Raw genomic sequence first — 20,245 nt, forward strand, 5'->3', positions numbered from 1 at the left:
GCTACCGCAGCGCGGCACCCAGGTCGAAGTGGCGCAGCACCGCGTCGAGCCGCTCGAACGACGTCGTGGGGCCGCCGTCGAGGCGGCACCAGCAGGCCGGGTCGTTGCTGCGCCTGCCCAGCACCCGTACGGAGGTCGCGGGGGCCTCGCGGGCGTGGTCGACACCGCGCTCGGCGAGCACCGTCGGGCCGATCAGGACGCCGTAGGGCACCGCGGGCGGGCTCACCCGGGACGGGCGGGTGCCCTCGGACCGGGTCGGGTGCACGGCGACGATCATGCTGCGGGCGCTGCCCGCCAGGTCCTCGACGAGCTCGTCGATGCTGTCCTGGGCCACGGCGGCGGCCGCCGGGCCGGCCAGCCGGACCTCCTCCAGCACCCCGGTGGTGACCGGGGTGACCTCCAGCCGGCCCACGGCGCGGCGGCCGGGCTCGCCCGCCACGACGACGAGGGCGGTCGGGTCGGGGGCGCGGTCGCGGCAGAACTCGGTGACCTCGCGGGTCGACCAGGGCTGGGTCGCCGGCTCGGCGGTGCCCCAGCCCAGCGGGGCGGCGCCGGTGAGCACCGCGGTGACCGCGGCCGTGCTCGCCCCCAGCTGCAGCTCCGCGGTGGCCGGGTGCAGGGTGGTCACCTGGATCTCCAGGCTGCCCCGGCCGGGGTCCATCGGCTCCACCTCCGGGACCGCCCCGTCGACCGGGGCGAACCGGGCGCCGTTCCACCCGACCGGGACGCCCAGGAAGCCGTCGCGGAAGCCGGACCCGTCGCGCACCACCCACTGGCCGCCGCTCGCGGCGAACAGCAGCTCCAGCGGGTAGGTGATGCGGCTGTCCGGCGGGGTGAGCACCTGCAGCAGCCGCCGGCTCTCGCGCGCGGTCACCGCGGCGTCGGTGAGCCAGGTCGACAGGCCGACCACGGCCCGCGACTGCTCCACCACCAGCGCCTCGGGGGTGACCCGGTCGGCCGCGGGGTGGCCCGGCCCGGGCTCGTTCACCGGCTCGACCACGACACGCCCCCGGTCAGCGAGAGCAGCGCGGCGGTGAAGCGGCGGGCGATGCGCGGGGCCTCGGGGTCGGTCGAGACGGCCTTCGCCTCCACCCACCACGTCGGGTGCGGGGCGTCGGTGACCCCGAGCAGGCGCTGAACCTCCCCCGGCACCTGCACGAGCCGGGGCCCCTCCACGGTGACCAACGGGCGCTCGTCCGGGCTGCAGAGCTGCACCAGCCCTCCGCGCTCGATGGTGTTGACCCGCAGCTCGGCGCCGCAGGCCCGCATGGCGGCCAGCGTCATGCCGGCGTCGGGCTGGCGCTCGCACAGCGCGACCAGGTCGAGGGTCATGGAACCTCCGGGGTGGGGTCCTCGGGAGCGAGGTAGGCGGTCTGGACGATGCGCGGCGCGGTGCCGGTGCGCACGAACTTGGCCCGGCCGACCGGCATCGTGCTCGCCCGGACGCCGGCGATGAGCTGGCCCTCGGTGCGGTCACCGGACATGATCAGCGAGAGGCAGCCCGCCTCGCGCACCCCGAGGGTGAACGGCTCGTAGAGCCCGCGCGAGGCGCCCGACACGCGGCGGGTCGTCAGCACGTGCAGGCCCACGGCGCGGCCGTTGGCCAGGTGCGGCACGAGCGGGGCCAGCGGCTGGGACCCCGAGGCGGCCAGCACGTCCTGGTCGTCGACCAGCAGCACGATCCGCGGCAGGCCGGCGGCCATGCCCCCGGTCGGCGGGCCGGTGGAGGCGACCTCGTCGCCGCCGGTGCGCTCGGCCAGCTGCCCGGCCACCGCCGAGGCCAGCCGCTGGGCCAGCACGCTGTTGTGCGCGTAGCCGCCGAGGTACTCCTCCGGCACCGCCCCGGCCAGCCCGTGGCGCGGGTCGACCACCGCGAACACCAGCTCCTCCGGGGTGTAGCCGCGCACCAGCGACGCGACGGCCGCGCGCAGCAGGTTGGTCTTGCCGGTGCCGGTGTCGCCCAGGACCAGCAGGTGCTGGTCGCGCCCGACCAGCTCCAGCACGGCGGGGCTGAAGTCGTTCTCGAACCGGCCCAGCGGCACCGAGCCCGCCTTGAGCTCGACGTCGGCGAGGTCGGAGGCCGGCAGCACCGCGGGCAGCACCCGCACCTGCGCGGGCAGCGCGCCCGTCCACGAGCCCTTGATCAGGGTGACCGCCTCGGCCAGCCCGGACGACACCGGGTCGGGCAGCCCGTCCAGGCGCGGCAGCGCGACCTGCGCGTAGAGCTTGCCGGTGGTCAGGCCGCGGCCCGGGGCGTCGGCGGGGACGCCGCGGGCCAGCTTGCCGTCGATGCCGGACTCGGCGGGCTCGGTCAACCGCAGCTCCACCCGCTGGGTGAACGCCACCTGCTGGGCCCCGCGCACCTCGCTCCACCGCCGCACCGTGGCCACCACGTGCACGCCGAACCGGCCGCCGCGGGCCAGCACGTCGTGGATGGCGGACTCCAGCTCCTCGAACTCCGCCGTCAGCTGCCCGTACCCGTCGACCAGCAGCACCACCTCGTCGCTGCCCAGCTCCGAGTGGCGCCCCGCGGCCCGGCCGGCCCGCAGGTCGGCCAGCGTGTCCAGGCCGTTGCGGGCGAAGATCTGCTCGCGCCGGGCCAGCATCGCGTGCACCTCGTCGACCGTGCGCCGCACGCGTTCCCGGTCGTCGCGCCCGGCCACCCCGCCCACGTGCGGCAGCCCGGAGAGCCCGCGCAGCCCGCTGCCCAGCAGGTCGATCCCGTAGATCCCGACCTGCGTCGGGGTGGTCGTGGCGGCCACCCCGAGGGCCAGCGTCCGCAGCGCCGTGGACTTGCCGGAGCCGGGCCCGCCGAGCACCGCCAGGTGCCCGCCGCCCGCGGCCAGGTCGACCAGCCACGGGCCCTGCCACTGGCGGGCCGGGTCGTCGAGCAGGCCCAGCGGCACCTTCAGCCCGTCGCCACCGCCCGCGCGCAGGCGGACGCCGTCGGCGGTGACGTCGAAGCCACCCGTGGCGCGGTCGAGCGTGACCGCCTCGGGCAGCGGCGGCAGCCAGATCGGGGCCACCGGGGCGGCGGCGTCGGCGAGCTTGCCGACGACCGTGGACATCAGGGTCGGGCCGCTGCCCCGCCTGGTCGGCTGGGCGGGCTCCGCGTCGGCGACGTCGTCGAAGACCCGGCCGAAGCGCAGCATCGGCTTGACCGGCGGCCCGGCGACCGGGGCCAGCTCGGCGTCGACGCTGTCGGCCAGCGGGCCGGAGACGTAGGCGGCCTTGAACTTCTCGTAGACCGTGACGTCGACCTTGAGGTAGCCGTTGCCCGGCAGCGCGGGCAGCCGGGCGGCGTCGGGGGTGTCGAGCACGGTGCGCGACTCCATGTCCGACAGGGTGCGCAGGCCGATCCGGTAGGACAGGTAGGTCTCCAGGCCGCGCAGCTTGCCCTGCTCGATGCGCTGGCTGGACAGCAGCAGGTGCACCCCGATCGAGCGGCCGATCCGGCCCAGCCGCAGGAACAGCTCGGCGAACTCGGGCTTCGCGGTGAGCAGCTCGCCGAACTCGTCGATCACCACCAGCAGGTGCGGCAGCGCCGGCATCTCCGGGGGCGCGCCCCGCTCCGCGCGGCGCAGCCGGTAGTCGGTGATGTCGGTGATCCGGCCGGCGTCGGCGAGCAGCTGCTGGCGGCGCAGTACCTCGCCGTCGAGGCTGGTGTACATCCGCTCGACCATCGCCGCGTCGCCGGACAGGTTGGTGATCAGGCCGGCGACGTGGGGCAGCGACCCGAACGGGGCGAACGCGGCACCGCCCTTGTAGTCCACGAGCACCATCGACAGGTCCTCCGGCGGGTGCACGGCGGCCAGGGCGAGGACCAGCGTGCGCAGCAGCTCGCTCTTGCCCGAACCGGTGGCCCCGACGCACAGCCCGTGCGGCCCCATGCCGAGCTGGGCCGACTCCTTGAGGTCGAGCAGCAGCGGGCGGCCCGCGGAGTCCAGGCCGATCGGGACGCGCAGGAAGTCGCGCTCGGAGCGCGGGCGCCACAGCCGGGCGACGTCGAGCACCGCCGGGTCGGGCAGGCCCAGCAGGTCGGCCAGGTCGGCGGGCGGGGTGCCGGTGCCGTCGTCGTAGGAGTCGGCGGACAGGCGCAGCGGGGCCAGCCGCCGGGCCAGCCCCTCCAGCAGCGGCTGGGGGGCCTCGTCGAGGTCGCCGGAGATGACCACGGGCGGGGTGGCGGCCAGGTCGGTGAGCGTGGCCTCGACGCCCCCGCCGCTGTCCGCCCGCCCGGTCACCACCAGGCGGCGCGAGACCTCGCTCGGCTCCTGCAGCCGATCCGCCAGCAGGTGGACGACCGTGATGCCGAGCGCGGGCAGCCCGATCGCGGGGTCGGGGGTGGGGATGCGGCGCGCCACCCGGCCGAAGGCGTCGTCGATCACGACCAGCCGCGGCCGGGTGCGGGCCTCGGCCGATCCCCCGCCGTGGCGGTGGGCGGTGGCCGCGGTGCGGGCGCGCTCGCGCAGGTCGGCCGCCAGCACCTGGACCAGCGTCGCCTCGTCGGGGACGAGCCGGGGCACCGGGCCCGCCGGGCCGATCTGCTCGCGGTCGAGCAGGTGGGGCAGCCAGCGGGTCCAGCCCCAGTCCGACTCGGCCTCCGGCGGGGCGATCACCGCGAGCCGCACGTCGTCGGGGGCGTGCAGGGCGGCGAGCTGGGCGATCAGGGTGCGGGCCACGCGCAGGACGTCGGCGCGGTCGGCGGCGATCACGCTGACATCGCCGGCGCGGTCGAGGCCCATGCGCAGCGGCATGCCGGGCACCCGCTCGAATCGCCGGATCAGGGCGCGCGCCTCCGAGCGCATGAACGGGTCGGTCGGGCTGACGACCGTGCCCTCCTCGCGCATGGTGATCTCGCGGACGGGCAGGGCGCCGGTGCCGACGCGCAGGCGCAGGAAGTCGACGTCGCCGCGGCGGCGCTCCCACAGCCGCGCCGGGTCGGCGGCGAGGCCGAGCAGGTGCCCGGCGGGCGGGTCGAGGCGCACGCTGCGCTCGCGGAACTCCCGCTCGCGCTCGCGCAGGTCGTCGCGCAGCTCCTCGAGGTAGGTGACGTACAGCTCGCGCTGCGCGCGGCGCTTGCGGCTCGCCTGGCCGCGCTGGGTGATGTAGAGGACGCCCGCGGCGGTGAGCGAGACGACCAGGATGACGGCGCCGAGCGCGGCGAACCCCGACCCGCGCAGGAACATCATCATGCTCATCGCCAGCCCCGCGCCGGCCAGCGGGATGAGGCTCTGCAGGCCGCTGCCGGTGCGCCCGTCGGGCAGCAGCGGCGGCGGGCTCATCGCGACCGGGTCCTCGGCCGTCAGCGGAGGCACCCGGCGGGCCGGGCGGTGGACCAGGCGGGTGGTCATCGCGGACCCGGCGCCCACGGGGGCTGGGCCGCGCGCTGCAGCAGGAGCCCGGCCAGCCGGGTGGCCTCGATCGCGGTCGACTCGGCGAGCCTGCCGGGCTCGACCGGCGTGGCCGCGGCGAGGTGGCGGTCGTAGGGGATGCCGACCAGCGCGGCCCCGGTCCGGGCGAGCACCTCGTACGCGGCGTCGACGTGCAGCGCGGCTCGCCCACCCCGACCGGTCGTGTTCAGCGCGATGACGGTGCGCTGCAGCAGCGCGGGCGGCACCTGGGCGAGGCCGGCCAGCGTGCTGCGCACGCCGTCCGGGGTGGCCGGCGCCACGACGACGGCAGCGTGTGCGTCCTGCAGGACCTCGGTGGTGGCCGGCGGCTGCAGCCCGCGGCCGCAGTCGGTGACGCACACGGCGAAGAACCGCGACAGCGCCCGGGTGACCTCCCGGGTGGCGCCGGGCGGCGCGCCCGCGGGCCCGGGCAGCAGCCGCAGGCCCGAGGCCGCGCGCGGCAGCAGGGGGTCGAGGTCGGCGACGCCGCGGGCGGCCAGCAGCCGGGGGCCGAGCGTCGCCAGCCCCTCCCGCTCGGCCACCCCCAGCCGCCAGGCCAGCGAGCCGTGCTCGGTGTCGGCGTCGGCGACCAGGACGTGGTCGGCGCGGCGGGTGGCGTAGACGGACCCGAGCAGCGCGGTGACGGTGGAGCGGCCGGCGCCGCCGCACACCGACACCACCGCGATGCGGCGACCGGTGGTGACCGGGGCCTGCGCGGCCTCGGCCAGCTCGGCCAGCTCGCGGGTGGCCCGGGTGGTGGTGACCAGGTGCACGGCGAAGCGCGCGGCCCGGCGGGCGAACCCGTCGCCGTGGGGGGCGCGGTCGCCGAGCCTGCCGTCGAGGCCGCTGTCGCGCGGCGGGGCGGGCGCCGGCGGGGGCGCGGGACGCGACGGCGGGCCCGGACGCGCCGTGATGCCGGGTGAGGTGCCCTGGGCGGGGGGCGGACCGGGGCGCGGCGGACCGGGCTGGCGGGGCCCGGGGCGCGGGGCGACCTGCGGGAGCCGTGCCGAGCTCCCGTGGCCGGGCGGCGGCGGGGGCACCGGGCCGGGGAAGACCCGCTCGGTGGGCCGGGCCGAGTTGTCGTCGGGCGGCGCGGGGGCCCCGGGTGCCGGGGCAGGCGGTACGGGGCGCGGGAGCGGCCCGCGCTCGCCGGGGCGTGGTTCGGGCCGGCGGGAGGGCGGATCGGCCTCGGCGCGCGGGAGGGGCACCGGGCCGGTGCCGGGGGGCCGGGCCGCATCGGCCCGGTTGCGGCGCGGCTCCGCGGGGTCGGGGCGGGGCGGGGCGGGCGCGGCCGGTGCCGGTCGGGGCGCGGGAGCGGGCCCGGTGCTGTCGGTGAACAGCGGGTTGGCCGGTGCGCTCGGGAACCGGCCCGAGCCGCCCGCGTCGGCCGGGGACCCCGGCACGGGATCGGTGCGATCGCGGTCGCGGCGCGACGGCCCGTCCGACGCGGCCGCTCCCCCCGGCGGGACCGGGCCCGTGGCGTCGGCGACGTGGGGGACCCGGATCTCGGGGGTGTCGAAGACCGGGACGGGGATCGACGGCGGGGAGACCGGCTGCGGGGAGACCGGCGGATCGGCCCCGGCATCGGCCGACCGCACCGGCGGCTGCTCCCCCGTGTCCTGCAGCCGGTGCCGTGGACGGGGGGCCGCGGCGTCACCGGCGACGGCCGCGACCGGGGCGACCGGGGCCGCCGGGGCGAACAGGCCCGCCCCGCCGTCCGGCCCGGGAGGGGCGGACAGCGGGTCGTGCGCCCGGTGCGAAGCTGCGGAAGACATGGTCCCCGGTCGTCAGAAGGTGTTCAGGAGTCGCTCGTACACGCCGAAGACCCCGACGGCCACCGGCACGGTGGCCACCACGACGAGCCCTTCCACGCGGTCGGCGAACTGGCGGGCCCTGGCCCGCACGTGCGGGCGCGGGCGCAGGTCGAGCAGCACCACGGCGCCGACCGCCACGGCGCCCGCGGCCAGCGCGCCCGCCCACCACTGGTCCGCGGCGGTGGCCATCCAGTGCAGCAGCAGCCCGAGAGCGATCACCGTGCTCGCGGCCACCAGCGCCACCACCTCCACGGTCAGCGGGAAGGCGCGCAACCGGATCAGCACGGCCAGTGCCGTCAGCCCGGCCAGCGTGAGCGTCCACCCCGAGCCCGCCGCGGCCAGCAGCCAGCCCGCGACGGCCGCGGACGCCGCCGTGGCCAGGCAGGCCATCGCCAGCCCGCGGTGCGCGGCGTGCACCGCGGCGGTGGCCGCGACGCGCGTGACGGGCTCGTCGGCCGCCTGCCGGTCGTCGAGCCCGGCCAGCCCGGACGCCATGACGGCCAGCCGGGGCAGCACTCCGAGCCCCCCGATCGCGACGATCGCGAGCACCGCGGCGGTCTGCTCCACCGCCGTCCCGGCGGTGCCGAAGAGGTACCACAGGCCGAGCTGGGCCAGCAGCGCGCCGGCCCCGACGAACCCGGCCCGCCGCTGCCCGGTCATGACCCCGACCAGCCCGACGACGACGGCCACCACCAGCGCCCAGCCCGTGTACCGCAGCCGGTCCACGTCGGTGGTGAGCGGGACGGCCACCGCGGCCGCGGCCGCTCCGGCGAGCAGCACGGCGATGCCGGCCGGGCGGCGCCCGGTGAGCGCGAGGAGCACGCCCGCCGCCGCCAGCGCCGCCGCCGCGACCAGCAGCGCAACCGGCCCGGTGGCCGGCGCGGTCAGCATGGCGGCGACGAGCGCGGACAGGACCGCGACGCCGGTCGCCGTCCAGCGCAGGGCCACCGGGCCCCAGCGGCCGGACTTGCGGTCGAGGTCGTCGGAGACGTGGTCGGCGACGTCGTGCAGGATCGGCGCGGGCGGTGACTCGGTGACCGGGTCGAGCCGGATGAGCGCGCCGTCGGGGACCCCGGCGTCGCGCAGGCTGGCGGCCAGGTCGAGGGCGACGCCGTCGACGGTGGTGAGCTGGTAGCCGCGCGGGTCGGCGCCCGGCGCGACGCCCCCGCCGACCATCGCGACCAGGTCGGGCACGAGCAGCCCGACCGGCTCGTCGGAGGGCAGCACCAGGTCGGCGCGGCGGTGGCTGCCGCTGAGGGTGAGCCGGGTGAGCCGGGCGGTGCGCGGGGCCGCTGCGGCGGGGCCGGCGGGCGGCAGGGTGGCCGTCATCGCGGCGCCCCGGCGGGCGGGAGGACCTGCTGCTGCTGTTGCTGCTGCTGGCGGGCCTGCTGCTGGGCGAGCAGGTCCTGGACGAAGGACCAGCCCACGCACCCCGCCGAGGCCACCGCGGCCAGCACGACCCCCACGGCGAGGCGCTTGAGGTTGTCGACCGTGGACCGCACCCGTCGCTCCCGCCCCCAGATCAGCGCCTCGCGGAGCCGGCCGCGGCGAACCGCGACCGACTCGAGCAGCTGGACGTCGAGATCCCGGGGCATCGCCGTCGATGGTAGTCACCGACACCCACCCGATCGTGCGCCCTGTCACCCGGTGCGAGCAGTCGCTGTCGTATTGCGTCGTCGGTTCACCCGCCCGGCGCGCCGGGTTCCATCCGAACGGCCCCGCTCGACGCACCGCGTCGCGATCCGGATCTCCACCGCTCGCGACGGCGCGGAGGGGGCCGTTCCGGGTAAGTTCGTGTCCACCGCGCGCGAGGGGAGCGACTTGTTCCGCAGGTCTGACCGCAGGGACGGCGCACCGGACGTGGCCGCGCTGGAGGCCCGCAACGCCGCCACCCAGGGCTTCCTCGCCCTCGACGACGAGCAGCGCGCCGCCGCGGAGGCCGTGCGGGCGGCCGAGGAGCTGGGCACCGCCCGCCGGTTGGGCCGGGCGTGGGCCGACGTGGCCGCGGTGGGCGACGCGGCCACCGAGGCCTACCTGGTGGCCACGCGCGACTTCCCGATCGTCGAGGGCCGACCGAGCTCCGGCGGTAGGGCCGCCGACGAGCGGGCGCTGCGCGAGATCGAGCGCGCCCGCGAGGTCATCCGCCGCTTCCGCACCGAGCACGGCCGCGTGCTCGACGAGGCCACGCTCGCGTTGGCCGGGCTGCCGCGGGCGGTCCAGCAGGCGCGCACGCTGCTGGTCGCCGCGCGCTCGGCGGTCGAAGGGGCCGAGGCCGCGGGCTTCCGGTCGCGGCGGGCCGCGCAGCAGCTGGCCGAGGCCGAGCAGGAGGCCGCCCGCCTCGACGACCCGACCCTCGGGCTGCGCGAGCAGCGCACGGCGACCCAGCGCACCATCGACCTGGCCCGCTCGGCGAGCACGCTGGCCGAGGAGGCGCCGCGCACGGCGCAGTCGGTGCGCTCCGCCCTGGCCAGCATCACCACCCGGCGCAGCGCCACCGAGACCAAGGTCGAGCGGATCGAGCCGGCCATGTCCGCGCTGCGGCGGGAGTTCTCCGAGCCGTGCTCGCGCGACCTCACCGGCGCCGAGCGGGCCGCCAGGGAGGCGGTCGTCGAGGCCGACGCGGTGATCGCCGCGGCCCGGCGGGCCGCCGAGGAGGGCGACTGGGACGACGCCGCCGACCGGGTCACCGCGGCGCGGGCGGCGCTGGGCCGGGCCGAGCACCACCACGAGTCGGTCGTCGACCGACTCGCCGAGCTGCGGGCCGTCCGGGAGGACCCGTCCAAGGAGGCCGCCGACACCCGCTTCGTCCTGCGCGACGCCCAGCGCCTGGTCGTCGACCGGGGACTGGTCGACCGGTTCGGCCAGATCCTCGACGCCCAGTCGGTGCGGCTGCAGAACGCCCGGGACCGGCTCACCGGCACCCACCCCGACTACTGGCTCTACCTCACCGAGCTGCGCGGGGTCCGCGAGCGCGTGCGGGACGTGGTCTCCGAGGTCCGGGCCGCGGCGGCCCGCTGAGCGCGGGCGCTCAGACGGTGAGCACCAGCTTGCCGGAGGTGTGGCCGAGCTCCCCGGCGCGGTGCGCGTGCGAGGCCCGCTCCAGCGGGAAGGTCTCGGCCACCAGCACCCGCAGCCTGCGGTCGTCGACGAGGTGGGCGAGCTCCTCGAGCCCGTCGCCGTCGGGCTCGACGAGCATGCCGGTGGCCCGCAGGTCGCGCTCCGCGGCCGCGGCCACGGCGTCGGCGACCCCCGCGGAGGGCACGCACACCATCCGCCCGTTGGGGGCGAGCACGTCCAGGGAGCGGACCGAGGTCTGCCCGCCGACCAGGTCGAGCACGAGGTCGACCGGCGCGCCGACGGCCCGCTCGAAGACCTCCGTGCGGTAGTCGACGGCCTCGTCGACGCCCAGGTCGTGCAGCAGGTCGTGCTTGGGGACCGAGGCGGTGCCGATCACGTATGCGCCGCGGGCCTTGGCGATCTGCACGGCGAGGTGGCCCACGCCGCCCGCCGCGGCGTGCACCAGCACCCGCTCCCCCGGCTGGACGTGCGCGACGTCGACCAGCGACTGCCACGCCGTCAGCCCGGCCAGCGGGAGCGCCCCCGCCTCGACCTCGGACAGGCCCGCCGGGCGGTGCGCGAAGTGCCGGGAGGGGGCGGTGACGAACTCGGCGTAGGCCCCGGCCGCGCGCGGGAACCACGGCATGCCGAACACCGCGTCGCCGACCGCGAAGCGGGTGACGCCTGCGCCGATCGCGTCGACCGTGCCGGCGACGTCCCAGCCGACGGTGAACGGCGGCGGCCCGAGCACGGCGGCCATCCCGGCCCCGGCGCGGGTCTTCCAGTCGACGGGGTTGACCCCCGCGGCCGCGACCCGGACCCGGATCTCGGTGGGCAGCGGCGCGGGCACCTCGGCTTCGCCCAGCTCCAGCACCTCGGGGCCGCCCGTGGACAGCTGCGTGATCACGCGCATCGTTCCCACCCGGGGATGCCTACCACCGCCCCGGTGCGGACGCGGGGCGAGGGGTCGACGCGTTCGCCCGGTCCCACGTTCCCGCCCGTGGTCGACCGGCTTCACAGTGTTCCACCGCGGCGCCCGCTAACCTGCGGGCACCCGCCGTCCTCCCGTGGAGTCCGCATGTCCTTCCGCACGCGCGGCGTCCGGCTCAGCGCGCCGCTCGCCTGCGCCCTCGTCCTCACCGGTGCACTGGCCGGCTGCGGGGTGGGCGGCTCGGTCGCCGCCAGCGACACCCGCGGCGCGGACACGAGCACCGACCGGCGCGCCCCGGTCGAGGACCCCTTCTGCGCGGCCTCGCGGGTCAACAGCGAGGCCATCTCGCCGCTGAACCGGCTGGTGTCCGGGGGTGGGGCCGACCGCGAGGAGCTGGTGCGGGCGGTCGACGCGGTGCGCCGCAGCGGCTCGGACATGGTGATCGCGGCGCCGCCGGAGATCCGCGACGACGTCCAGCAGACCGTCGACGCGGTCGACCTGCAGCTCGACGCGCTGCTGGCCAACAACGGCGACGGGCGCGCGGTGAGCGCCGACCCGACGCTGAGCGCGCGGCTGGACTCCGCCGAGCTGGCCGCGGCCGGGGAGAAGGTGTCGGACTACCTCACCCGGGCGTGCGGCGGCACCCGGCGCTGAGCGCCGTCAGGACCCGATGGAGCGCCCGGACCGGTTCTTGATCGCGCCGTAGGCCGCGGCCCCGACGAACAGCACCGCGCCGATCACCAGCGCCGTGCCCAGGAACTTGAAGATCGCCCCCAGGACCGACAGCACGATCCACGCCGCGAGCGCGATCCCGAGAATCTTCAGCACCATCGTCGTGCCCCCCTTCGTTCCCCGTCCGACGAACGGGCGGCCCGCGGAGTTCCGCACCCGGCCGACCGCGACGCTACTCCGCGGACGGGCGCTCCGACAGCACGCGCGGCCCCCCGGACGCCTCCCCCCGCGTCCCGCGGACCAGTGCCTGGTGCAGCAGCGCCAGGCCCCAGACCATCGTGAACGCGATGACGGTCGGGTTCTTCACCGCGAGCAGGACGGCCCGGTAGAGGGGCCCGGCCTCCGCCGGCACGAGCGGGGCGATCACCAGGTCGGGGACCGCGTCCAGGACGAGCACGGCGACCAGGAAGCCGACCAGTTGCAGCACCAACGCCCGCCGGTGCCGGTGGGCGTAGCGGCCCACCCGGCGCACCCCCTCCGGCAGGCCCACTCCCCGCAGGCGGGCGTCGGAGCCGATGATCCAGCGCCACAGCAGCACGACGAGCAGCGCCCGGCACCCCCACGTCACCCCCTCCAGGGCCGGCGCGCCCCACGGCGGGAGGTCGTCGCCCACGAACTGGACCAGCGCCCGCTGCGCCGACCCCACCAGCGACAGGCCCACGATCGGCAGCAGGTGGCCCCGGTACCGGCGCCACGCCTCGTCGAGCACCTCGCGCGCCAGGCGCACGCTCCCGTCGGTGGCCGTCCCGCTCGTCGTCATCGTCATTCCCCCCGCTCACGTCAATTACTTCGGTAGCCTAAAACTTTCGGCGAGCCGAAGCAAAGGCCGAGGTGGAGGATCCGACCCATGACGCACGACGGCGCCGAGCAGCGCGGGGCGAACCTGGGCTGGGAGCTGAGCACCGCGGTCGTGCTCTTCCACGAGGCCGTGGCCCAGCGGCTCGGGCTCAGCGCGGCCGACCACCGGGCCCTCGGCGCCATCTCCCGGGCTGGCGCCGTCACCGCGGGCGAGCTGGCCCAGCGCACCGGCCTGTCCCCCGGCGCCGTGACCGGACTGGTCGACCGGCTCGAGTCGGCCGGGCACGTGCGGCGCACGCGAGACCCGGCCGACCGCAGGCGCGTGGTGATCGTCCCGGTGTCCGCGCCGGGGCGCCCCGACCTCTCGGGCATCTTCGCCGACCTGAGCGCCGCCATGGCCGGCTTCACCGGCGACTACGACGAGCACCAGGCCCGCGCGATCGAGGACTACCTGGTCAAGACGATCACCGTGCTGCGCGAGCAGACCCGCAGGCTGTCGGCCGAGGCCGCCGCCGAGGAGCCGGACGACCGGTAGCGTGCGGGCGGTGATCGTGGCGGAGCAGGTGCTGGACGTGGTCGCCCGGCACGGCGCGCGGACCGTCTTCGGCCTGCCCGGCGTGCACAACCTCGCCTTCTGGCGGGCCGCCGACGGGCGGGCACCGGTCGTGGTGCGCCACGAGCAGGCCGCCGTCTACGCCGCCGACGGCTGGGCGCGCTGCACCGGCGGCCTGGGCGCCGCGGTCGTCACCACCGGTCCCGGCGCGGCGAACGCCGTGGCCGCCTTCGGCGAGGCGGCCGCGGCGGGCTCCCCGGTGCTGCTGGTGGCCTCGGAGATCCCGCAGGCCCTGCGCCGCCCCGGACGGGTGCGCGGGGTGCTGCACGAGTCGCGCGACCAGGCCGCGCTGTTCGCGCCGCTGGCCAGGGCGGTGTTCACCCCGCGCACACCGGACGAGGTGGCCGCCGTGCTCGACGAGGCGGTTGCCGCCGCCATGCGCCACCCGCGGGGTCCGGTCTACCTCGACATCCCGGCCGACGTGCTCGGGCAGCCCGCCGCGCCCACCGAGCGGGCCTCGGGCTGGCACGAGCCGGAGCCCGAGCCCGCCGCACTGGACGCGGCGGCCGAGGTGCTGCGCGGGCGGCGGGTCGTGATCTGGGCCGGTGGCGGCGCCGTGGACGTGGCGCCGTCGGTGACGGGGCTGGCCACCCACCTCGGCGCCCCGGTGGTGTCGACGTTCCAGGGCCGCGGCTGCCCGCCCACCGGCCACCCGGCCGCGCTCGGCCTGCCCCCGCACGAACCCGAGGCCGCGAAGCTGATCGGCTCGGCCGACGTGCTGCTGGCCGTGGGCGGCGACCTGGACGGCATGAACACCCGCAACTGGACGATGCCGCGCCCGCCCGCGCTGGTCACGATCGACCCGGCACCGGTCGAGCAGCCGGAGTGGACGCCCGACGCCGCGGTCGCCGGCAAGCTCGGGGAGGCGCTGCGCGGGCTGGTCGAGCGGCTGCCCGCGCACCCGGCGTGGGGCGAGCCGGACCTGCGCGCCACCGTGCTCGCCCGGCTCGGCGCCGACCCGGCGACGGCCGAGGCGGTGGCGCTGGTGCAGGCCGTCGAGTCGGCCCGGACCCCGCGGACGGTGCTGGTCTGCGACATGGCGGTGGCCGGCTACTGGGTCGGCGGGTACGCGGCCGCGCCCGGCCCGCGCCGGCTCGCCTACCCGGTGGGCTGGGGCACCCTGGGCTTCGGGCTGCCCGCGGCGATCGGACCGGCCGCCGCCGGCCACCCCGTGCTGGCGGTGTGCGGCGACGGCGGGCTGATGATGGCGCTGGGCGAACTGGCCACGCTGGTGCAGCAGCGGCTGCCGGTCACCGTCCTGGTCGTCGACGACGCCGGCTACGGGATGCTGCGCTACGACCAGGTCGTGGCCGGGCACCCCGAGGTCGGCGTGGACCTCGCCACCCCCGACTTCACCGCGCTGGCCGCCTCGTTCGGCCTGGCCGCGACGGCCGTCGGCGGTGTGGACGAGCTCGCCGGCGCCCTCGCCGCCGCGCTCGGCAGCGGGGAGCCGCACCTGGTGCACGTGAAGGCCCGGCTGCTCCCGCCGCGCACGACCTCGCCGCGCTGGCACCAGGACTAGGGACCGGGCGCTCCCTCCCGCGCCCAGCGCACAAGCACCAGTGACGCAGATCACCTTTCTGTCGGTGTTATCACGATATATCGTGATGGCACACGAGCTGATCGAGTGCTATCGGAGCGCCGAGGCTCGCAGACCGAGGAGATCCATCATGACCAGCATGAACCCCGAGGACGGCCCCCGTCGGTTCCGCAACCGGCGCTTCGGCCGCCACACGTTCTCCGGACCCGCCGACGGCCCGATGGCCCCGCCGCCGCCGTTCGGTCCGGTCGAGGAGGAGGAGATCGGCCCGCACCACGGGCGCGGCCACGGCCGGCGCGGACGGCGGCCGGGTCCCCCGTTCCCGCCGATCCCGCCCGTGCCGCCGTTCGGACCGGGCCCGCGCGGCCGGTTCCCCGGCCCGCGCGGACGGCGCGGGCGGCGCACGGCCCGCGGCGACATCCGCCTGGCGGTGCTCGCGCTCGTCGCCGAGCAGCCGCGGCACGGCTACGAGATCATCCAGGAGATCGCCGAGCGCTCCGGCGGGGCGTGGCGCCCCAGCCCGGGCTCGGTGTACCCCACGCTCTCGCAGCTGCAGGACGAGGGCCTGGTGCACGTCGAGAACGCGGACGGCCGCCGCGTCGTGCACCTGACCGAGACCGGCACCACCTTCGTCGAGGAGCACCGCGCCGAGCTCGACGCGGTGTGGGAGTCGCTCGGCCAGGACGCCGACGACGACGGGGTGGCGCTGTGGGAGCAGCTCGCGCAGCTGCACGCGGCCACCCAGCAGGTGCTCGGCGCCGGCACCCCGGAGCAGATCACCGCGGCCAGCACCGCGCTGGCCGAGGCCCGCAAGACGATCTACCGGCTGCTCGCCGAGTGACCGCCCGACCGGCGCGGAGCGCCCCCGGACCCACCGGTCCGGGGGCGCTCCGGCGTGCCCGGTCGCTCAGCGCCCGCGGTCGTTCCAGCCCAGGGGCCTGCGGGCGGCGAGCTCTTCGTCGTGGCCCGCGAACGCCGCGCCGTCGATCCGCACGGTGTTGTGGAACGAGACGATCTCGCCGCCGCGCAGGACCTTCGTCTGGATCGCCCGGGTGGTCCCGGCGCGCGGTCCCGCGGGCACCTCAAGCGTCGACTCCGTCCGCACGACCACCGCGTCCCCGACCGGACGGCGGGACACCGGGCGGATCTCGATGCGACTGCCCCGGTAGATCGTGTCGAAGATCTTCTGGTGCTCGGCGGCGATCACCGCCCGGCCGTGCTGCACGCGGCCCACCACGTCCACGAAGTCCGCGTCCTCGGCGAAGCGCGCCGCCCAGGCGTCGCCGTCGCCGTCGTTCCACGCCCGCTCCAGCGCGGAGATGACCTCGTCCACCGTCATCGCTACCCTACCTCTCTCGTCCACACATCGATCCAGTCACTGGAACAACGTTCCAATCGGAGGGTACATGGGCGCGGACCTGCCCGGCATCGTGCGACTGAGGGACCGGCGCGAGGCGTTGACGCTGCGCACCATCCTCGGCGCGGCACGCGCGCTGTTCGCCGAGCGCGGCTACGCCCGCACCCCGATCCGGCTGCTGGCCGAGCGGGCGGGCGTCTCACCGCAGACCATCTACGCCCACTTCGGGTCCAAGGCCGGGGTGCTGGGCGGGCTCGTCGACCTGCTCGACGAGGAGGCCGGCCTGCCCGACCTGGTCGCCGAGAGCGACGGCGTCGACGACCCGGCCGCCCTGCTCGGCCTGCTGGCCCGCGCCGCGCGCCAGGTCCGCGAGCGCTGCGGCGACATCGTGGCGATCCTGGCCTCCGGCGCCGCCGCGGACCCGGACATCGCCGCCACCCAGGCCGAGGGCGCCCGGCGCAACCGGTTGGCCGTCGAGCTGGTGGTCGAGCGCATCCGGGCGAGCGGGCGGCCGGTCGCGGCCCGGGCGGCCGACATCGCGGTCGCCCTGATGAGCGCCGGCGTGCACGACAGCCTCGTGCGCGAGAGCGGCTGGAGCCACGACGACTACGAGGACTGGCTGGCCCGCACGCTGGCCGACGCGGTGCTGGCCGGATGAGCCCGCGGTGGAGCCGTGGGCGCAGCCCGGGGATCCGGTGGACGCCGAACCCCGCCGGCCCGGCTCACGGACCGTCATCGACGCGAGGATCCCTCCGCCTCCTGCCGGGCGAGGTCGGCGTCGACCTCCGCCAGGATCTCGGCCGGCTCCCGGCCCTCGTCGTCGGCGACGACGTCGGCGGCCTCCTCCAGCTCGGCCCCAGCTGCACCAGCCGCCGGGCGCGGGTGAGGTGGAGCAGGGCGCGCAGGCCGTAGGAGCGGTACCCGTCGGCCCTGCGCAGCGGCTCGGGCAGCAGGCCGATCCGGTGGTGGTCGAGCATCGACCCGGGGGTGGTCGTTGAGCCGGGCCACCAGCTCGGCGATGGTGAGCCGGTCGGCGACGGGATCGGGTTCGGCCGTGGACGGTCCTCCCGGGCGGCGGTCCCCGGCGGGGACGACGGCGTCGAGCCAACCAGCCGCCGCGGCCACCGCCGCCCGGGAGGGTGCGCTCAGCAGTCGCGCAGCTCCGGGGTCTGGTTGAGCACCTGGCCGCGGGGGCTGACGAACTCCCGGTAGACCGCCGAGTCGACGGCCGCGGGGGCGAACGCCGCCACCCGGTGGCAGTTCTGGAAGGCCAGCACGACGCCGAAGTGGCGCTCGAGCGCGCCCCGGATGGCGTTGCTGGCCAGCGCGCGCAGCAGCTGGCCGCGCTCGGCCTCGGACGGCGGCGGCACCTCGTGCTCGCCGAACGGGGCGTCCGGACGGGCGGTGCGGTCGTCGGCGGCCGCGCTGACCACCTGCCACGCGTAGGGCAGGGAGTCGCGGACGACGCCGAGGAACGCGGCGTCGTCCAGCTCGCCGCGGGCGGCTCGATCGAGGACGGCGGTGGGGACGTCGAGGGACACGGGACCTCCTGGCGGGTGGGCGGACTGGTTCACACGGACACCGGGCGGCCCGGCACGAAGTCCGGGTCGACCTGAGCCGCGAGATCGGCGCCGGCCGCCCGGTTGCCCCAGGCGGCGGCGTTGCGCAGGTGGAAGTCGACGGTGCCGCGGTGGTAGGCCGCCCAGTCGCGCTCGCGGGCGTCCAGGCGGGCGCGCAGCACCTCGAGCACGGCGCGGTTGGCCGGCTCCAGCTCCGCGACGGGGGCGACCGCACCGCGCTCGGCCGCGCGCACCCATGCGGACTGGCCGAACCATCCCAGCAGCGCGGGCCCGACCTGGGAGCGCAGGTAGTCGACGTCGTCGGGGCCGGTGACCTTGTTGCCCAGCACGGCCAGCGCGACGCCGTGGCCCGCGGCGTGCTCGGCGTACTGCCGGAAGACCCCGACCCCGCGCCGGGTCGGCTCGCTGACCAGCACGGTCAGGTCGAAGCGGGTGAACAGCCCGGAGGCGAAGGCGTCGGCGCCGGCGGTCATGTCGACGACCACGTACTCCCCCGGGCCGTCGACGAGGTGGTTGAGCCACAGCTCCACGGCCCCGGTCTTGGAGTGGTAGCACGACACCCCGATGTCGGCCTCGTCGAACTCGCCGGTCACCAGGTGGCGCACCCCGCCGACCTCGACCGAGCAGCGGGCCAGCAGCTCGCCCGCGGGATCCAGGTCGAGCAGCCGCGAACCGGTGCCGGGCGGGGTCGTCTTGATCATCTGGTCGGCCGAGGCGATGCGCGGGTTGGCGCCGCGCAGGTGCTCCTTGAGCCAGGCCAGGTCGGCGCCCAGCGCGCGGGGCGGCGGGCCGTCGTGGCCCAGCGCCTGCCCGAGGTGCTGGTTGATGTCGGCGTCGACCGCGAGCACGCGGCTGCCCTGCTCGGCCAGGTACCGGCTGAACAGCGCGGCGGACGTGGTCTTCCCGCTGCCGCCCTTGCCGACGAACGCGATGCGCACCGAACCTCCCGTGGTCGTTCCCTCACTGCCGCATCAAACGATAATCATTACCATGTGCGCCGCGGAACCGGGTCCGGGTCGCCCGGATCGGCGACCCCCGTCCCGGTGGCGCCCGCACGCCCGTGCCACCGGGCCTCGAAGATCGCCGCCGGCCGCTGGCTACGATCGGCGGCCCTAGCAGTTCTCACCCCCGGGGAGCACAGACACATGGATCGCACGACCGCACTCCGCACGCTGCGCGACGTCGGCGCCGCCGCCTGGTTCGGGGGCTCGCTGATGGGCGCCTCCGGGCTGAACGCGGCCGCCGACGAGGTCGACCCGGCCGACCGCAACCGCGTGGCCTCCGCCGGCTGGGCGCGCTGGAACCCGATCTTCCGCGCCGCCGCCCTCAGCCACCTCGTCGGCAGCGTGGGCATGGCCGCCAGCACCCGCAGCCGCGGCTCGGTCGTCGGCCTCGGTCTGACCACGGCCGCGCTCGGGGCCACCGTGGGCACCGCCAAGCTCGGCGCGGGCGACCCGCCGAACACGGACGCGATCCACAAGGTCGAGTGGGCCATCCCGGCCCTGCTGGCCGCGGTCGTCGTGCTGGGCGCGCGCCGCTCGAACTGAGCCCGACGGGGCGCACGACGAGGGGGGTCGGGACGCAAGGTCCCCCCCCCCCCCGCCGCGCCCCCCCCCCCCCACCCCCCCCCCCCCCCCCCCCCCCCCCCCGGGGGGTGAGGGGCTCAGCGGTCGAGCTCGGCCAGGGCGTCGGCGCCGTGCAGGTCCAGGTGCCAGGGGCCGGGTTCCGCCGGGTCGCGGGTGGCGTCCTCCAGCGCCTCCAGGAAGTCGGTCCGGGGCCACTCCATCGCCCCGAACCGCTCCAGGTGCTCGGTGTGCACCTGGCAGTCCAGCAGCGTGAAGCCCCACCGACGCAGGTTCGCCAGCGCGGTGACCAGCGCCACCTTCGAGGCGTCCGGCCGGTGGGCGAACATCGACTCCCCGCAGAACACACCGCCCAGCGCGATCCCGTACATGCCGCCGACCAGCCGCCCGTCGTGCCAGGCCTCCACGCTGTGCGCGTGGCCGCGCTCGTGCAGGGCGCCGAACCCCGCCCGCAGCTCGTCGGTGATCCAGGTGCCGTCCTGGTCGGGGCGCGGGGTCCGCGCGCACGCCGCGACGACCTCGTCGAAGGCCGTATCGGCCGTGATGCGGTAGGTGCCGGCGCGCACGGTCCGGCGCAGCGTCCGCCCGACGTGCACGGCGTCGAGCGGCAGCACGAACCGCGGGTCGGGGCTGTACCAGAGCAGCGGCAGCCGCTCGTGCGGCCACGGGAAGATGCCCCGGGAGTAGGCCAGCAGCAGGCGCTGCGGCGAGGTGTCTCCGCCGACCGCGACGACCCCGCTGGGCAGGGCCGCCTCCGGTGGCGGGAACGCCAGCTCGTCGCCGAGGGTGGCGACGCGGCCGGTCAGCAGCGCGAGCAGGAGGTCCACCGGGGTCGGTCTACCGCGACCGA

General features: G+C 77.1%; 20 protein-coding genes. 7 read left to right on the top strand and 13 right to left on the bottom strand.

Translation table 11 applies throughout. The features are described 5' to 3' along the window. Nucleotide 1: 1 nt before the first annotated feature. From KDL28_RS25485 to KDL28_RS25510, 6 genes are read right to left on the bottom strand one after another with little or no spacing between them, the layout of a single operon-like run. Nucleotides 2-988 (bottom strand): DUF6177 family protein, encoded by a 987-nt coding sequence (locus tag KDL28_RS25485; protein WP_252442284.1) that lies wholly within the window; start codon nucleotides 986-988, stop codon nucleotides 2-4. Beyond that, nucleotides 985-1,332, bottom strand: a complete 348-nt coding sequence (locus tag KDL28_RS25490; RefSeq protein ID WP_252442286.1) for a hypothetical protein — start codon at nucleotides 1,330-1,332, stop codon at nucleotides 985-987. Before KDL28_RS25490 ends, KDL28_RS25485 begins: the two co-directional genes overlap by 4 nt. Then, entirely contained in the window at nucleotides 1,329-5,351 is a 4,023-nt protein-coding gene (gene eccCa, locus KDL28_RS25495; RefSeq protein WP_252442288.1) for a type VII secretion protein EccCa, read from the bottom strand. Before eccCa ends, KDL28_RS25490 begins: the two co-directional genes overlap by 4 nt. Next, the gene (locus KDL28_RS25500) at nucleotides 5,348-7,165 is read right to left on the bottom strand and encodes a MinD/ParA family ATP-binding protein (RefSeq protein WP_252442290.1); all 1,818 of its coding nucleotides are present in this window, start codon (nucleotides 7,163-7,165) and stop codon (nucleotides 5,348-5,350) included. The genes eccCa and KDL28_RS25500 overlap by 4 nt, the downstream gene beginning before the upstream one ends. A 12-nt stretch (nucleotides 7,166-7,177) precedes the next feature. Next, nucleotides 7,178-8,533 carry a type VII secretion integral membrane protein EccD gene (gene eccD, locus KDL28_RS25505; protein WP_252442292.1) on the bottom strand — a complete coding sequence of 452 codons (1,356 nt, stop codon included), beginning with the start codon at nucleotides 8,531-8,533 and terminating at the stop codon, nucleotides 7,178-7,180. Next, entirely contained in the window at nucleotides 8,530-8,799 is a 270-nt protein-coding gene (locus KDL28_RS25510; RefSeq protein WP_252442294.1) for a hypothetical protein, read from the bottom strand. The genes eccD and KDL28_RS25510 overlap by 4 nt, the downstream gene beginning before the upstream one ends. 226 nt (nucleotides 8,800-9,025) lie before the next feature. Here KDL28_RS25510 and KDL28_RS25515 point away from each other — a divergent pair, with 226 nt between their 5' ends. After that, nucleotides 9,026-10,222 (top strand): hypothetical protein, encoded by a 1,197-nt coding sequence (locus KDL28_RS25515; protein WP_252442296.1) that lies wholly within the window; start codon nucleotides 9,026-9,028, stop codon nucleotides 10,220-10,222. Nucleotides 10,223-10,232: 10 nt separating this feature from the next. On the opposite strand, the gene KDL28_RS25520 is transcribed toward KDL28_RS25515, so the two are convergent. Further along, complete coding sequence (locus tag KDL28_RS25520; protein ID WP_252442298.1) at nucleotides 10,233-11,174, bottom strand: NADP-dependent oxidoreductase; 942 nt, start codon at nucleotides 11,172-11,174, stop codon at nucleotides 10,233-10,235. A gap of 165 nt (nucleotides 11,175-11,339) precedes the next feature. Here KDL28_RS25520 and KDL28_RS25525 point away from each other — a divergent pair, with 165 nt between their 5' ends. Continuing rightward, the gene (locus KDL28_RS25525; RefSeq protein WP_252442300.1) at nucleotides 11,340-11,846 is read left to right on the top strand and encodes a hypothetical protein; all 507 of its coding nucleotides are present in this window, start codon (nucleotides 11,340-11,342) and stop codon (nucleotides 11,844-11,846) included. 6 nt (nucleotides 11,847-11,852) lie between these two features. Here the strand turns inward: KDL28_RS25525 and KDL28_RS25530 are convergent, their stop codons facing one another. Both KDL28_RS25530 and KDL28_RS25535 read right to left on the bottom strand, forming a co-directional pair. Then, nucleotides 11,853-12,023 carry a hypothetical protein gene (locus KDL28_RS25530; RefSeq protein ID WP_252442302.1) on the bottom strand — a complete coding sequence of 57 codons (171 nt, stop codon included), beginning with the start codon at nucleotides 12,021-12,023 and terminating at the stop codon, nucleotides 11,853-11,855. A 73-nt stretch (nucleotides 12,024-12,096) separates the two neighbouring features. Next, nucleotides 12,097-12,684: a hypothetical protein gene (locus KDL28_RS25535; protein ID WP_252442304.1), complete on the bottom strand. Its 588-nt coding sequence runs from the start codon at nucleotides 12,682-12,684 to the stop codon at nucleotides 12,097-12,099. An 87-nt stretch (nucleotides 12,685-12,771) separates the two neighbouring features. Between KDL28_RS25535 and KDL28_RS25540 the strand changes: the two genes are divergently transcribed. The 3 genes from KDL28_RS25540 to KDL28_RS25550 all read left to right on the top strand — a co-directional run bounded on the left by KDL28_RS25540 (nucleotide 12,772) and on the right by KDL28_RS25550 (nucleotide 15,716). Then, nucleotides 12,772-13,257 carry a MarR family winged helix-turn-helix transcriptional regulator gene (locus tag KDL28_RS25540; RefSeq protein ID WP_252442306.1) on the top strand — a complete coding sequence of 162 codons (486 nt, stop codon included), beginning with the start codon at nucleotides 12,772-12,774 and terminating at the stop codon, nucleotides 13,255-13,257. A 10-nt stretch (nucleotides 13,258-13,267) separates the two neighbouring features. Then, entirely contained in the window at nucleotides 13,268-14,857 is a 1,590-nt protein-coding gene (locus KDL28_RS41680) for a thiamine pyrophosphate-binding protein (RefSeq protein WP_252442308.1), read from the top strand. A 148-nt stretch (nucleotides 14,858-15,005) separates the two neighbouring features. Next, complete coding sequence (locus KDL28_RS25550) at nucleotides 15,006-15,716, top strand: PadR family transcriptional regulator (RefSeq protein WP_252442310.1); 711 nt, start codon at nucleotides 15,006-15,008, stop codon at nucleotides 15,714-15,716. Nucleotides 15,717-15,782: 66 nt separating this feature from the next. On the opposite strand, the gene KDL28_RS25555 is transcribed toward KDL28_RS25550, so the two are convergent. Beyond that, nucleotides 15,783-16,214: an SgcJ/EcaC family oxidoreductase gene (locus tag KDL28_RS25555; RefSeq protein ID WP_252442312.1), complete on the bottom strand. Its 432-nt coding sequence runs from the start codon at nucleotides 16,212-16,214 to the stop codon at nucleotides 15,783-15,785. Nucleotides 16,215-16,281: 67 nt separating this feature from the next. On the opposite strand from KDL28_RS25555, the gene KDL28_RS25560 reads away from it, so the two are divergent. Continuing rightward, nucleotides 16,282-16,890 carry a TetR/AcrR family transcriptional regulator gene (locus KDL28_RS25560; RefSeq protein ID WP_252442314.1) on the top strand — a complete coding sequence of 203 codons (609 nt, stop codon included), beginning with the start codon at nucleotides 16,282-16,284 and terminating at the stop codon, nucleotides 16,888-16,890. 487 nt (nucleotides 16,891-17,377) lie between these two features. Here the strand turns inward: KDL28_RS25560 and KDL28_RS25565 are convergent, their stop codons facing one another. Then, a complete protein-coding gene (locus KDL28_RS25565) occupies nucleotides 17,378-17,773 on the bottom strand; it encodes an SCO5389 family protein (protein WP_252442316.1) in 396 nt (131 codons plus the stop codon). A 29-nt stretch (nucleotides 17,774-17,802) separates the two neighbouring features. Further along, nucleotides 17,803-18,750, bottom strand: a complete 948-nt coding sequence (locus KDL28_RS25570) for an ATP-binding protein (protein WP_252442318.1) — start codon at nucleotides 18,748-18,750, stop codon at nucleotides 17,803-17,805. A 207-nt stretch (nucleotides 18,751-18,957) separates the two neighbouring features. Between KDL28_RS25570 and KDL28_RS25575 the strand changes: the two genes are divergently transcribed. Further along, the gene (locus tag KDL28_RS25575; protein ID WP_252442320.1) at nucleotides 18,958-19,359 is read left to right on the top strand and encodes a hypothetical protein; all 402 of its coding nucleotides are present in this window, start codon (nucleotides 18,958-18,960) and stop codon (nucleotides 19,357-19,359) included. A gap of 116 nt (nucleotides 19,360-19,475) precedes the next feature. Here the strand turns inward: KDL28_RS25575 and aat are convergent, their stop codons facing one another. Next, on the bottom strand, nucleotides 19,476-20,222 hold the full coding sequence (gene aat / locus KDL28_RS25580) for a leucyl/phenylalanyl-tRNA--protein transferase (RefSeq protein ID WP_252442322.1): 747 nt from the start codon (nucleotides 20,220-20,222) through the stop codon (nucleotides 19,476-19,478). Between the last annotated feature and the right edge of the window lie 23 nt (nucleotides 20,223-20,245).

The sequence above is a fragment of the Pseudonocardia humida genome (genome assembly GCF_023898865.1).
Taxonomy (GTDB): domain Bacteria; phylum Actinomycetota; class Actinomycetes; order Mycobacteriales; family Pseudonocardiaceae; genus Pseudonocardia; species Pseudonocardia humida.

Bases quoted from the DNA above. Each gene is read 5' to 3' on its own strand.
- KDL28_RS25490 (WP_252442286.1), bottom strand. From the start codon at position 1,332: ATGACCCTCGACCTGGTCGCGCTGTGCGAGCGCCAGCCCGACGCCGGC.
- eccCa (WP_252442288.1), bottom strand. From the start codon at position 5,351: ATGACCACCCGCCTGGTCCACCGCCCGGCCCGCCGGGTGCCTCCGCTG.
- KDL28_RS25500 (WP_252442290.1), bottom strand. From the start codon at position 7,165: ATGTCTTCCGCAGCTTCGCACCGGGCGCACGACCCGCTGTCCGCCCCT.
- eccD (WP_252442292.1), bottom strand. From the start codon at position 8,533: ATGACGGCCACCCTGCCGCCCGCCGGCCCCGCCGCAGCGGCCCCGCGC.
- KDL28_RS25510 (WP_252442294.1), bottom strand. From the start codon at position 8,799: ATGCCCCGGGATCTCGACGTCCAGCTGCTCGAGTCGGTCGCGGTTCGC.
- KDL28_RS25520 (WP_252442298.1), bottom strand. From the start codon at position 11,174: ATGCGCGTGATCACGCAGCTGTCCACGGGCGGCCCCGAGGTGCTGGAG.
- KDL28_RS25525 (WP_252442300.1), top strand. From the start codon at position 11,340: ATGTCCTTCCGCACGCGCGGCGTCCGGCTCAGCGCGCCGCTCGCCTGC.
- KDL28_RS25530 (WP_252442302.1), bottom strand. From the start codon at position 12,023: ATGGTGCTGAAGATTCTCGGGATCGCGCTCGCGGCGTGGATCGTGCTG.
- KDL28_RS25535 (WP_252442304.1), bottom strand. From the start codon at position 12,684: ATGACGACGAGCGGGACGGCCACCGACGGGAGCGTGCGCCTGGCGCGC.
- KDL28_RS25540 (WP_252442306.1), top strand. From the start codon at position 12,772: ATGACGCACGACGGCGCCGAGCAGCGCGGGGCGAACCTGGGCTGGGAG.
- KDL28_RS25550 (WP_252442310.1), top strand. From the start codon at position 15,006: ATGACCAGCATGAACCCCGAGGACGGCCCCCGTCGGTTCCGCAACCGG.
- KDL28_RS25555 (WP_252442312.1), bottom strand. From the start codon at position 16,214: ATGACGGTGGACGAGGTCATCTCCGCGCTGGAGCGGGCGTGGAACGAC.
- KDL28_RS25560 (WP_252442314.1), top strand. From the start codon at position 16,282: ATGGGCGCGGACCTGCCCGGCATCGTGCGACTGAGGGACCGGCGCGAG.
- KDL28_RS25575 (WP_252442320.1), top strand. From the start codon at position 18,958: ATGGATCGCACGACCGCACTCCGCACGCTGCGCGACGTCGGCGCCGCC.